The organism is Allobosea sp. P4_C6 (genome assembly GCF_056402015.1).
This window is the reverse complement of sequence record NZ_JBFUIF010000013.1, coordinates 110,649-123,277: the sequence shown is the minus strand read 5'-3', so window position 1 is coordinate 123,277 and position 12,629 is coordinate 110,649. Positions and strand designations below refer to the sequence as shown.

11 protein-coding genes are annotated in these 12,629 nt (G+C 66.6%); 4 read left to right on the top strand and 7 right to left on the bottom strand.

Annotated elements, in window-relative coordinates; translation table 11 throughout:
- The 3 genes from AC1DVA_RS12240 to fdxA form a co-directional block, all read right to left on the bottom strand.
- Nucleotides 1–321: electron transfer flavoprotein subunit beta/FixA family protein (locus AC1DVA_RS12240; RefSeq protein ID WP_476806044.1), on the bottom strand; the 321-nt coding region annotated here is incomplete at its 3' end.
- Nucleotides 322–354: 33 nt separating this feature from the next.
- Complete coding sequence (locus AC1DVA_RS12235) at nt 355–1,128, bottom strand: ferredoxin--NADP reductase (RefSeq protein WP_265050353.1); 774 nt, start codon at nt 1,126–1,128, stop codon at nt 355–357.
- 138 nt (nt 1,129–1,266) lie between these two features.
- Nucleotides 1,267–1,596, bottom strand: coding sequence for a ferredoxin FdxA (gene fdxA, locus AC1DVA_RS12230; RefSeq protein ID WP_265050352.1), 330 nt, complete (start codon nt 1,594–1,596; stop codon nt 1,267–1,269).
- Between the two features lie 134 nt (nt 1,597–1,730).
- Between fdxA and AC1DVA_RS12225 the strand changes: the two genes are divergently transcribed.
- The 3 genes from AC1DVA_RS12225 (at nt 1,731) to AC1DVA_RS12215 (ending at nt 7,129) form a co-directional block, all read left to right on the top strand.
- Complete coding sequence (locus AC1DVA_RS12225) at nt 1,731–2,930, top strand: amidohydrolase family protein (RefSeq protein WP_476806043.1); 1,200 nt, start codon at nt 1,731–1,733, stop codon at nt 2,928–2,930.
- Nucleotides 2,931–3,089: 159 nt separating this feature from the next.
- Nucleotides 3,090–3,587: a (2Fe-2S)-binding protein gene (locus tag AC1DVA_RS12220; protein ID WP_265050350.1), complete on the top strand. Its 498-nt coding sequence runs from the start codon at nt 3,090–3,092 to the stop codon at nt 3,585–3,587.
- Nucleotides 3,584–7,129: a molybdopterin cofactor-binding domain-containing protein gene (locus AC1DVA_RS12215; RefSeq protein WP_476806042.1), complete on the top strand. Its 3,546-nt coding sequence runs from the start codon at nt 3,584–3,586 to the stop codon at nt 7,127–7,129. Before AC1DVA_RS12220 ends, AC1DVA_RS12215 begins: the two co-directional genes overlap by 4 nt.
- A gap of 192 nt (nt 7,130–7,321) precedes the next feature.
- Here the strand turns inward: AC1DVA_RS12215 and AC1DVA_RS12210 are convergent, their stop codons facing one another.
- From AC1DVA_RS12210 to AC1DVA_RS12195, 4 genes are read right to left on the bottom strand one after another with little or no spacing between them, the layout of a single operon-like run.
- The gene (locus tag AC1DVA_RS12210; RefSeq protein ID WP_476806041.1) at nt 7,322–7,906 is read right to left on the bottom strand and encodes an amino acid synthesis family protein; all 585 of its coding nucleotides are present in this window, start codon (nt 7,904–7,906) and stop codon (nt 7,322–7,324) included.
- A complete protein-coding gene (locus AC1DVA_RS12205) occupies nt 7,903–8,487 on the bottom strand; it encodes an amino acid synthesis family protein (RefSeq protein ID WP_265050347.1) in 585 nt (194 codons plus the stop codon). Before AC1DVA_RS12205 ends, AC1DVA_RS12210 begins: the two co-directional genes overlap by 4 nt.
- Nucleotides 8,480–9,364 (bottom strand): UPF0280 family protein, encoded by an 885-nt coding sequence (locus AC1DVA_RS12200; RefSeq protein ID WP_476806040.1) that lies wholly within the window; start codon nt 9,362–9,364, stop codon nt 8,480–8,482. The genes AC1DVA_RS12205 and AC1DVA_RS12200 overlap by 8 nt, the downstream gene beginning before the upstream one ends.
- A gap of 5 nt (nt 9,365–9,369) precedes the next feature.
- Nucleotides 9,370–10,854: a 6-hydroxynicotinate reductase gene (locus AC1DVA_RS12195; RefSeq protein ID WP_265050345.1), complete on the bottom strand. Its 1,485-nt coding sequence runs from the start codon at nt 10,852–10,854 to the stop codon at nt 9,370–9,372.
- Nucleotides 10,855–11,441: 587 nt separating this feature from the next.
- Here AC1DVA_RS12195 and AC1DVA_RS12190 point away from each other — a divergent pair.
- Entirely contained in the window at nt 11,442–12,605 is a 1,164-nt protein-coding gene (locus AC1DVA_RS12190) for an ABC transporter substrate-binding protein (protein ID WP_265050344.1), read from the top strand.
- Nucleotides 12,606–12,629: the final 24 nt, after the last annotated feature.

Below are 12,629 nucleotides of genomic sequence, written 5' to 3'. Positions count from 1 at the left end.
CTGCTCGACCAGCTTCTGCAGCAGCTTGGCCACGGCAAGCGGCTCGACGATGCCGTCGACCTTCACCAGGATGCCGCGATCGGCGCCCATCGCCAGACCGGTGCGGATCGTCTCGGCTGCTTGCGCCGGACCGATCGAGACCACCACCACCTCGGTCGCCTTGCCGGCTTCCTTCAGGCGCAACGCCTCTTCCACCGCGATCTCGTCGAACGGGTTCATCGACATCTTCACATTCGCAAGCTCGACGCCGGAACCGTCCGCCTTCACGCGGATCTTCACGTTGTAATCAACCACCCGCTTCACGGGCACCAAGATCTTCATGCGCCGTTCTCCAGGCTACACGGACAAGCCGGATTACTTCTCGACGAAGGCGCGCTCGATCACGTAGTCGCCGGCCTCGCCATGGTTGCCTTCGTGAAGGCCACGCTCCTGGAAGGTCGCCTTGAGATCGACCAGCATCTGGGGAGAACCGCAGAGCATGAAGCGGTCACCGTCGGCATCAAAGTCCGGCTGGTCGATATCGGCGAAGAGCTGGCCCGAGGTCAGCAGATCGGTGATGCGGCCGCGATTGCGGAAGGGCTCGCGGGTCACCGTCGGATAGTAGATCAGCTGCTGGCGGATCATCTCGCCGAGGAACTCGTCCTGGGGCAGCTGGCTCTGGATCCGCTCGCCATAGGCAAGCTCGGCGACCTGGCGGCAGCCATGGACGAGCACGACGGTCTCGTAGCGCTCATAGGTCTCGGGGTCGCGGATGAGCGAGAGGAAGGGGGCGAGCCCGGTTCCGGTGCCGAGCAGGAACAGCCGCTTGCCGTCCTTGAGATTGTCCAGGACGAGCGTCCCCGTCGCTTTCTTGCCGACGATGATCGGATCGCCGACCTGGAGGTCCTGCAGCCGCGAGGTCAGCGGGCCGTCCGGCACCTTGATGGAGAAGAATTCGAGGTTCTCATCGTAATTCGTGCTGGCGACGCTGTAGGCCCGCAGCAGCGGCTTCTCATCGACCTTGAGCCCGATCATCGTGAACTGGCCGTTCTTGAAGCGGAACGAGGTGTCGCGCGTGGTCGTGAAGCTGAACAGCGTATCCGTCCAGTGATGAACGCTGAGGACCTGTTCCTCGTAGAAATTGCTCATCGCATCGTCCTTTGAAGCTTGGGCGGTGGTCTCTGGCGCGTTTGCTGCAGTGCGGCGGGCGCTTGCTAAGCAGAAAACGCGTACGAAATCAAAATCTTCTTCTTTATTGTCGCGGACAGTCCTGACGCAGAAGATTCCTCACGCCTCGAGGGCTTCCGGGAGAAATTTCAACTTGTCCGGAACGTCCTTCCAGTCGTCGGCATCGGCGGGCGCGTCGCGCTTATCGGTGATGTTGGGCCATTGCGCGGCGAGCCTGGCATTGAGGGCGATCCAGCGGGCTGAATCATCCGCGGTTTCCGAGACGATCGCCTCTGCCGGACATTCCGGCTCGCACACGCCGCAATCGATGCACTCGTCCGGATTGATGACGAGCATCGTCTCGCCCTCGTAGAAGCAATCGACCGGGCAGACCGCGACGCAGTCTGTGTACTTGCAACGGATGCAAGCTTCGGTCACGGCGAAAGCCATGCGCGTTCCTCCTGCTTGACAGTGAGGGAAGGGAGTGCAAACTTGTTCGTACACAAACGATATGCCGACTCTCCGCGGCCTTGTCAATCGGTCAGATTGCAGGTGCGGAAGGGCTTCAAGAAGGGGTGGGGCTGATGGCTGAGCAACAGACTGCGACGATCAAGGCGGACCACAAGCTGGTGGTCCGGAATATCGGGCTTCTGCTCAGTGGCGACATCGGCAACCCCATTCTGCAGGCCGATACGGTGGTGGCCATCGGCGGGAAGATCACAGCCGTCGGCAGCTTCAAGGATCTGGATACGGACAAGGCCGACAGCGTCATCGATGCCAACGGCACGGTGCTGCTGCCCGGCCTGATCGACAGCCATGTCCACCCCGTCGCGGGCGACTGGACGCCGCGCCAGAACCAGCTCGGCTGGATCGATTCGACCATGCATGGCGGCGTCACCACCATGATCTCGGCGGGCGAGGTGCATACGCCCGGCCGCCCGAGGGATATCGTCGGCGTCAAGGCGATGGCGATCTATGCGCAGCGCTGCTTCGACGCCTTCCGACCGGGCGGCGTGAAGATCCATGCCGGCGCGCCGGTGATCGAGCCCGGCATGGTCGAGCAGGATTTCAAGGATCTGGCCGATGCCGGCGTGAAGCTGCTCGGCGAGGTCGGTCTCGGCGGCGTCAAGGACGGTGCCACGGCCAGGCAGATGGTCGCATGGGCGCGCAAATACGGCATCCAGTCGACGATCCACACCGGCGGCCCTTCGATCCCGGGCTCGGGCCTGATCGGCGCCGATGTGGTGCTGGAGGCCGACACCGATGTCGTCGGCCATATCAATGGCGGGCACACGGCCCTGCCGGACAAGGAAATCCGCTGCATCTGCGAGGGCTGCAAGCGCGGCCTCGAACTCGTCCATAACGGCAATGAGCGCGCCGCGCTCTACACGCTGCGCATCGCCCGCGAGATGGGCGATCTCCAGCGCGTCATCCTCGGCACGGATGGTCCGGCAGGCTCTGGCGTGCAGCCGCTCGGCGTCGCCCGCATGGTCTCGCTGCTCTCCTCGCTCGGCGATGTCCCGGCCGAGATCGCCTTCTGCTTCGCCACCGGCAATACGGCGCGGATGCGCAGCCTCGATTGCGGGCTGATCGAGGTCGGCCGCTCGGCCGATTTCGTCTTCATGGACAAGGCCCAGCACTCGGCCGGCAGGAACTTCCTCGACAGCATCCAGCTCGGCGACCTGCCGGGCATCGGGATGGTGGTGATCGATGGCATCGTCCGCTCCGGGCGCAGCCGCAACACGCCGCCGGCCGAGAAAATCCCCGCCGTCGTCGGGCACTGAAGCACCTGCTCCCGCTGCGTTGGCCGATAGGCCGGCGCGGGTTCGACGAGAGAACGATTGCAGTCAGTCTGGAATCGTTATTATCTCATTCGCATACGAATGATTTGGGGCGCGCTGGGTGTCGCTGGTCTTCCATTCCCCTCGGACGGGTAAAGGCGGATGAAAAGGGCTGCGCGCGCCTTCACGCTTACCGTCAACGGCACCTCTCATCGCATCGAGGGCGAGCCTGACACGCCGCTGCTCTTCTTCCTGCGCAACGACCTCGCCATCAACAGTCCGAAATTCGGTTGCGGCCTCGGCGAATGCGGGGCCTGCACCGTGCTGCTCGACGGGGTGGCGGCGCGGGCCTGCGCCTATCCCGTCCGGCTCGCCGTCGGCCGCGAGATCGTGACGCTGGAAGGGCTCGGCACGCCGGAAAAGCCGCATCCGATCCAGCAGGCCTTCATCGATGCGCAGGCGGCCCAGTGCGGCTACTGCATCAACGGCATGGTGATGACGGCCAAGGCCTTCCTCGATGTGAAGCCGAAACCCAGCGAGAGCGAGGTACGCGAAGCGCTGCGCTATAATCTCTGCCGCTGCGGGACGCATGTGGAGATCGTGCGGGCGGTGATGCTGGCCGCCGAACGCTGCTGGAGCCGCGACGGGGCAGGCTCGTGACGGGCGCGACTCCACCGCCCTCCCGCCGCAAATTGCTGAAGCGCGGCGGCGTCATCGCCGTCGTCTCGCCGCGCAAGGGCGCAGCGGCCGAGGCGCCGCCCGAGGAGGGGCTCGACGTCCATGTCTGCCTGACGGCCGAAGGGCGAGTGCTCGCCTTCTGCGGCCATGTCGATCTCGGTACCGGCATCCGCACAGCGCTCGCCCAGATCGTCGCGGAGGAGCTGGATTTCCCGTTCGCGTCCGTCGAGATGGTGCTGGGCGACACGGCCGAAACGCCCGACCAGGGCGCAACCATCGCCAGCGAGACGATCCAGGTCACGTCGATCCCGATGCGGATCGCAGCGGCGCAGATCCGCCAGCAGCTCGTCGCGCTTGCGGCTGCTGCGCTGGATTGCCCGGAGGAGGGGATCGATGTCGCCGCCGGCACCATCAGCCGGCGCGGGGAGACGGGCTACCCGCTCGGCCTCGGTACGCTGCTCGGCAACCGCCGAATCCTGCTGCCGCTGGCCAAGGAGGCCGCGTTCAAGCCGGTCGACCGCCATGCCATCGTCGGCAAGCCGGTCGAGCGCGTCGACATTCCGGCCAAGCTGACCGGGCGCTTCGTCTATGTCCATGATGTTCGCGTCCCGGACATGCTGCATGGCCGGGTCGTGCGGCCGCCCTATGCCGGGATCGACGGGGGCGATTTCGTCGGCAAAAGCCTCGAAGCTGTCGACGAAGCGTCCATCGCCCATATTCCCGGTGTCCGCGCCGTCGTGGTCGAGGGCGATTTCGTCGGCGTCGTCGCGGAGCGCGAGGAACAGGCGGCGGAGGCGGCGCAGGCGCTGGTGACGCGCTGGAGGGACTGGCCGGCCCCGGCTGATCTGCGCGATGTCCAGAATGCATTGCGCACTCACCCTGCGACGGCGCGAAGACTGGTCGACGAGGGCGATGTCGAGGCCGCGCTCCAGACCCTCGAGAAGCGGCTCGACCGCACCTATGTCTGGCCCTACCAGATGCACGGCTCGATAGGCCCTTCCTGCGCCGTCGCCGATGTGCGCGAGGACGGCATCACCGTCTGGACCGGCAGCCAGAACCCCTATCCGCTTCGCGCCGACATCGCATTGCTGATGGGCGTCCCCGCAGAGCGGGTCGAGGTCGTCCGGCATGAGGCGGCGGGTTGCTACGGCCGCAACTGCGCCGATGACGTCGCGGCCGATGCCGTGCTGTTGTCGCGCGCAGTCGGCGCGCCCGTGCGCGTGCAGCTCACCCGCGAGCAGGAGCATCTCTGGGAGCCGAAGGGCGCCGGACAGCTCATGGACATCGCCGGAGGACTGGGCCCTGGCGGCTCGCTCGCGGCCTATGATTTCCACACGCGCTACCCGTCCAATGCAGCGCCGACGCTGGCGCTGCTGCTGACGGGGCGTATCCCCAATACGCCCGCGGCGCTCAAGATGGGCGACCGCACGGCGATCCCGTCCTACGCTTATGAGAACATGCGGGTCACGGCCTATGAGATGGCGCCGATCGTGCGTGCCTCCTGGCTGCGCGGCGTCTCGGCGATGCCCAATGTCTTCGCCCATGAAAGCTATATCGACGAGCTCGCCCATGAGGCGGGCGCCGACCCGGTCGAATTCCGGCTGCGCCACATCGTCGACGAACGCGCCGCCGAGCTGACGCGGGCGACCGCTGCGCGCGCCGGCTGGGAGCCGCATGTCGGGCCGCGCATGCAGGGCGACGCCGATGGCGAGATTCTGCATGGGCGCGGCTTCGCGCAGGCGCGCTACATCCACGGCAGCTGGCCGGGGATGGGTGCGGCCTGGGCGGCCTGGGTCGCCGATGTCGCGGTGAACCGCTCGACCGGAGAGGTCACGGTCAGCCGCGTCGTCGTCGGGCAGGATACCGGCATGATGGTCAACCCGGCCGGGGTGCAGCACCAGATCCACGGCAACGTTCTGCAATCGACCAGCCGTGTGCTGCGCGAGGAAGTGACCTTCTCCGAGACCACCGCCGTCGCAGCGCGCGACTGGGGGGCCTACCCGGTCCTGACCTTCCCGGAACTGCCGGCGATCGACGTGATGCTGATGGAGCGCCAGCACGAGCCGCCGCTCGGCGCCGGCGAATCCGCCTCGGTTCCGAGCGCGGCGGCGATCGTCAACGCCGTCTACGACGCGACCGGGGTGCGCTTTCGCGAATTGCCGTTGACGCCGGAGCGCGTGCTCGCCGGGCTGAACGGCCGTCCGATGCTGGCGCCGCCTCCCGCGAAGGAGAGCAGACGCGGCATCGGCTTCTGGGCGAAGCTGGGCGGCTTGGCTGCGGCTGCTGCGACGGTTACGGCCCTGTCATTTTCGATCGCGCCCGAGATCGCGCCCATCGCCCGGCCGGATCCGGCGACATGGTCGGCCGCGACCATCGAGAAGGGGCGCCAGCTCGCCGCGTTAGGTGCCTGCGCCGTCTGCCATACGGGCAAGGATGGCGTCCCCTATGCCGGCGGGCTCGCATTGGAGACGCCTTTCGGCACGGTGACGGCTACCAACATCACGCCCGATCCCGAGACCGGCATCGGCAACTGGTCCTATCCCGCCTTCGAGCGGGCGATGCGCGGCGGCATCCATCGCGACGGGCGCCATCTCTACCCGGCCTTCCCCTATCCGAACTTCACCAGGACAAGCGAGGCCGATCTTCAGGCGCTCTACGCTTTCCTGATGTCGCAGCCCGCGGTCGTGCAGCGCAACGAGCCGAGCAGGCTGACCTTCCCCTTCAATCTGCGCCCGCTGATGGCCGGCTGGAACCTGCTGTTCAACCGCGGCAAGGAAGCGAAGCCGGAACCCGCGCGCTCGGTGGCTTGGAATCGCGGGCGCTATCTCGTCGACGGGCTCGGACATTGCAGTGCCTGCCACTCGCCGCGCAACGCGCTCGGCGCCGAGAAGGGCGGTCAGGCCTATCTCGCCGGCGGCGAGGCGGAGGGGTGGGAGGCTCCGGCCCTGACCAGCCTCTCGCATTCACCGATCCCGTGGAGCGAGGCGGATTTCTACGATTATCTGCGTACCGGCCAGGCAGCCCGCCACGGCACGGCCTCCGGCCCGATGGCGCCGGTAATCGAAGAACTAAGGGAATTGCCGGACGCCGATATCCGCGCCATGGCGACCTATCTCGCCTCCCTGAACAAGCCGCTGCCGGAGCAGGAGGCGGCTACGCGAACCGAGGCGATCGTGAAGGCGACGGCCTCTGCCGCCAATCCCGGCACTTCGCCGGTTGCGCGGCTCTATGAGGGTGCCTGCGCAGCCTGCCACGAGACGGGCCGTATCGCGCCGCTCGCCAATCAGGGGCCTGCGCTGGGATTGAGCTCGAAGCTTCATGCCGCGACACCGGCCAATCTCGTCAACATGCTAATACAGGGCGGTGGCCACGGCGCGGGCCAGATGCCGGCCTTCGGGAATGCGCTCGATGATCGGCAGATCGCCAATCTCGCGGCTTATCTGCGTGGCCGCTTCGCGCCGGGGCGGCCGGAATGGAGCGGGGTGGAGAAGGCGATCGAAAAGGTGAGGGCGAATCGGCCTTAGCTGTGCTGGCCCGGGCCGGCTCCGCCGTCATTCCGGGGCATTGCGCAGCAATGAGCCCGGAACCCAGAAGCGATGGGCCGCCCCGAAAAGGCGCTTCTGGCCGATTTACTTTTTTCGACAGAATGCATCGCTTCTGGATTCCGGGCTCGCCGCTGCGCGGCGCCCCGGAATGACAGTGGAGGTTCGTTGTCCTCAGCGCAGCCCGTCCTCGCCCTTGATCTCGTCGGTCTTCAAGCCACCGACGCGGGGCAGGGGGCGGCCGGCGCTGGTCAGCACCACCGCGACTATGATCTCGTCGGCGCGCGGGGCGTCGGGCACGCGCACCTCCATGCCGTCGAAATGGCTGCGGACATAGGCTGCCGCCTTGTGGCCGAGTGGCACGTCGAGCACGACGCCGAGCGAGCCGCGCTTCTTGGCGGAGGGGATGAGAGCCGGCGCCTTGCCGAGCAGCTTGCGCAAGGGCGTCCCAAGCTTGGGATGCAGGATCGCCGCGGCGTGCTCCAGCTCGCCGTTCTCGCCTACGGCCGCCGCCTTGCCGTAACCCTCGACCTGCTCGCCGGGGATACCCAGCGCCGCCAGCGCATGGCGGCCGAGCAGGTCGCCCAGCTCCTCGCCGATCTCGATCAGCGGCGCGAGGTCTGCCTCGTAGCGCCCGGCGAACGGATTGGCGATCACGGCGACCGCCGCGGCGCGACGCACGGCCGGCTCGACCGGGCGGCCCATCTCCGAGCGGGTTTCGTCGGTGATGGTGACGATCTTGCGGATGCTTGCGCTCATCGCAGGCCATCCTCTCCCTTGATCTCGGAGGCCTGCAGCCCCCCGACGCGGGCATGAATGCGCGAGCCTGTGGTCATCACCAGCGCGAAGAGCAGCTCATCGGCCTTCGGCGCATCGGTCAGCCCGACCTCGAAGGCATCGAAATGGCTGCGGACATAGGATGCGTTGATGTGGGTGACGGGGATGTCGAGCCGGGTGCCGGGGCCGCCGACCTTCTTGGTCGAGGCCACGATCGCCTTGGCGTCGCCGAGGATCTCGCGCATCGCATAGCCGCCCGGCGCATGCCAGAGAGCGCCATGTTCCAGCTCGCCGGCCGCGCCGACGATGGCGCCCTTGCCGTAGCCTTCGATAGCCTTTGGATCGCCGCCGAGAGCATCGAGAAGCTGGGTTGCCAGCGAAAGGCCGAGCGGCTTCAGATCCTCCATGAAGCCTGCGATCTCGGCGACATAGCGGCCGGCGAAGGGGTTGGCGATCACGGCCAGAGCCGCGCCGCGCTTCAGCGGCGCAGCGGGAGCGGGGCCGCCTTCATGGAAGATCGTCTCGACGACGACTGCGAGCTTGCGGATGGCGATCTCAGGCATGGGACAGTTTCCTCGATGTGGTTTCTGAAAGTGCGGGCAAGGCGAGCGTTTCGCTCCGGCCCTGGAGGTGCAGGGCGCATGACAGGATCAGGCCTAGCGCCTGCAATCTCTTCGCTTCTCGCAGGCCGGTAGCGAGTGCGTCTTGAATCTCGGTCTCGGCAAGCCTGCCGACATGGCGCGTGACCGGGATATTGCCCAGATCGCTGTCGGAGTGGATCGCGTTCGCGGGCATCCGGACGATGGCCGGATGGCCGGGCAGGTCCACCGTATTGGCAATCACGGTCGCGGCGGCATCGGCCATGGCGGCTGTACGCGCCAGCACCGTCACCGCTTCCGCGATCCCGCGGGAGAAGCTGCGGCCGGGATAGCCGCTGGTCGCGATGCCGTGGATGCCGTCCGTGGCGGAAATCGTCGTCGTGCCGAACAGGCTTGGCTGTTCCGGTCGGTCGACGAGCCCCACGCGGACATGCTCGCCCTCGGTCAGATGCAATGCGATGTCGCCGCCATTGTTGACGAAGGCGCGCCGCAGCGGGGCAGTGCAGACCATCGCGCCGAGGATTTCCTCGGCGACCGAGCCGGCGACCGCAGCCATCGGCGTGATGAAGGTATCGACGGCAAAGGGCAGGACCGCTGCGTGCATGCGCCGGGCGACCTCGCCGTCCGGAACCGGGCTTTGGCTCGTGACGCGGCTGCGCAGCAGGGAGAGTTCGCCGCAAAGCTTGGCCAGCAGCCCGTCGAAACGGCGGCCGGCAGCCTCATAGGCTGCCTGAGCGGCGGAATCCTCTCCGGTCGCCTGGATGACGAGGTCGATCGGCCCCTGCTGCAGCAGCAGGCGCTTGCCATCCGGCAGGAAGCGCATCGAGGGCCGTTCGAACATGTCCGCTATCCGTGAGAGCGCCGTGTCTTTTGCGGCGCGAAGGGCCAGGGATTGTCCTGCCGCTGCGGGAGCTGGAGGCGCCCCTCGCTCTTGAGCAGGCTGAGCGGCTGAACATGGTCCATATGGCCGCCGAGCTCCTGATAATCGGAGAGCTTCATGGTGAATTCCAGCGGCGCGACCAGCGCGGGCGTCGGGACGTAGCCGAAGGCGTTCTCCGGCAGGCGCGTGACATCGACCATGAAGGTGATGCCGCCGCCCGGCCAGATATAGACCGGGGCACCACCGCAGGTGACATAGGTCAGCGAATCCTTGACCGAACGCGTCAGCCGCACCGGATTCTCGGTGACTCCGGCGCGCAGCGAGCCGCCGGCGCCACCGATGAACAGCACCGTCGACAGCGCAGGCTCGCAGTTCTCCGCGATGCGGTCGACCGGCTCGCGCAGCGGTGCGGGAATATCCATCTCCACCGGGTTCAGCTCATCGTCGAGCTCATAATAGGCGGCATGCTCGCCGGTGGTCGAGACCATGAGCAGGCGCAGGCCCGGACGTGCGACCTTGGGGTCGAACGGGCCGAGGATGGTCAGCGGATCGCTGATATTGGTGCCGCCCCAGCCGGTGCCGGGCTGCGCCACCTGGAAATAGCGGCCGGGCGTCGACCGGCGGCCCTTCATCTTGAGGCCGGTCGGCTCCATGCCAAGCAATTTGCCGGCCTGGTGCTCGGAGAGGACGCCGGTGATGTGGTCGTCGACGACGACGACCTCGTCGACCTTGCCGTGCCACTGCCTGGCGAAGATGCCGATGGTGGCCGAGCCGCAGCCGACGCGCATCCGGCTTTCCGGAATGCCGTTGACGATCGGCGGTTGTCCGGCCTGCACGACGACCGTCTCGCCGCCGTCGATCGCCAGCTCGACCGCCTTGCCGTTGCAGAGCTGGAGCAGCGCGTCGCAGGTGACGCGGCCCTCCTTCTTCGAACCGCCGGTGAGGTGGTGCACACCGCCGAGCGAGAGCATCTGCGAGCCGTATTCGCCTGTGGTGACGTGGCCGACGGCCTCGCCCTCGACACGCACCGTCGCGGTCTCGGGGCCGAGGAAGCGGTCGGTGTCGATTTTGATCTTCACGCCGCAATAGCTGAAGATTCCCTCGGTCACGACCGTGACCATGTCGACGCCGTCGACCTCCGAGGAAATGATGAAGGGCGCGGGCTTGTAGTCCGGATAGGTCGTGCCGGCGCCGATGGCGGTGATGAAGGTGCCGCGCGGATTGAGGATGTCCCCGCTCCACTCGCGCTCGCCCGCAAAGGGCACGACCTCGCCGCCCTGGTCGATGGTCCGGCCGAGAACGACATGCGGATCGACGCGCACGAGCGCGCCGTCGACATTGCCGTAGCGGTCGCAGGCGCCGACCGCACCGGGCTTGATGAAGCACATGACGGGGCAGGCATCGCAGCGAATCTTGTCGTCCACGGCGGCGGTTGTCACGTCTGAGGCCATAGCTCGTACCCCTCGCGCCGGCGGCGCAGATTGTTATTGTTTGTATGCAAACAATGTAAGCGAACGAACGGGAGCCCGTCAACAGTGGGACAAGACACCCGCGTAGTCCGGGGGCTGGCGGTCCCGGTTGCATCGGCTACCGGGCGCGGGCCGGCATGAACGCATGAGGATGGCCGCATGCCCAATTTTGCATCGCGCCCGCCGGGCGGAAGCGCTAGAAGCCCAGCAACGTTCGGTGAGTCCTCAGCGCTGCCGGAGCATTGCGACGCCATGCGGGGACGGCGACCTTAGCCGCCTTCCGGCGTTGAGTGCCGCCCGCTTGCCCGCGGCGGCTGCCTTCAATGCGGGCAGCGGGCAGAATTATTATAGGTTGACAAGAATTTTGGACCCCATCAAATTCGTAGGTGCACAAACAATTCAGTTGCACGAGACGACCGCGATAAAGCCCTTTGAAGCCGGCATGGAGGAACCTGCCAGCGACGAAGGGACCGAATAGGCGCCGCGCATCTGAAGCAAGAACGAGGGGAACAGCGATGACGATAGACCGCAGACGYTTTCTAGCCGCCGCCTCCGCAGGCGCAGCAGCCATGGCTGCTCCCTCGCTCGTTCGGGCACAGGGCAGCGGCACCATCAAGATCGGCGAGATCAACAGCTACACGGCCCAGCCGGCCTTCCTGAAACCCTATCGCCAGGGCTGGGAACTGGCTCAGGATCAGGTCAATGCCGCCGGTGGCGTGCTCGGCCGCAAGCTCGAGACGATCTTCCGCGACGATGCCGGCAAGCCGGAGGACGCGGTGCGCCATGCCGGCGACCTCATCAATGCCGAGAAGGTCGACCTGCTCTCGGGCGGCTTCCTGTCCAATGTCGGCCTCGCGATCGCCGATTTCGCGGCTCAGAACAAGCGGCTCTACGCCGCGTCCGAGCCGCTCTCGGATGCTCTCGTCTGGTCAAAGGGCAATCGCTACACCTTCCGGCTGCGCCCCTCGACCTATATGCAGGCCGCGATGCTGGTCGAGGAAGCCGCGAAGCTGCCGGCCAAGAAATGGGCGATCGTCGCGCCGAACTACGAATACGGCCAGTCGGCGGTGAAGTGGTTCAAGGAACTGCTGAAGAAGGCGCGGCCCGATGTCGAGTTCGTCGCCGAGCAGTTCCCCGCGCTCGGCCGCATCGATGCCGGCGCCACGGTCCAGGCCTTGGAAGCGGCCAAGCCCGACGCGATCTTCAATGTCACTTTCGCTGCCGACCTGACCAATCTGGTGCGCCAGGGCAATACGCGCGGCCTGTTCGAGGGGCGCGCCGTTGTCTCGATGCTGACCGGCGAGCCGGAATATCTCGATCCGCTCGGCGCCGAGACGCCGGAAGGCTGGATCGTGACGGGCTACCCGCATGCCGATCTGCAGACGCCGGAGCACGTCAAGTTCCGCGACGCCTACAAGGCGAAGTACAACGACTATCCGCGGCTGGGCTCGGTCGTCGGCTTCGACACGATGAACTCGATCGCGGCGGCACTGGCCAAGGCCGGTACGACCGACAACGAGAAGCTGATCGACGCGATGAAGGGGCTCAAATTCCCATCCGCCTTCGGCACGGCCGAGTACCGCGCCGTCGACCATCAGTCGACGCTCGGCGCCTTCGTCGGCAAGACGGCGGTGAGGAACGGCAAGGGCACGATGATCGACTGGAGCTATCGCGACGGCGCGAAGTACCTGCCGAGCGACGATGTCGTGAAAGCCATGCGCCCCGCCGGGTGAGGCTCAGCCGCCACATAGCCGGTT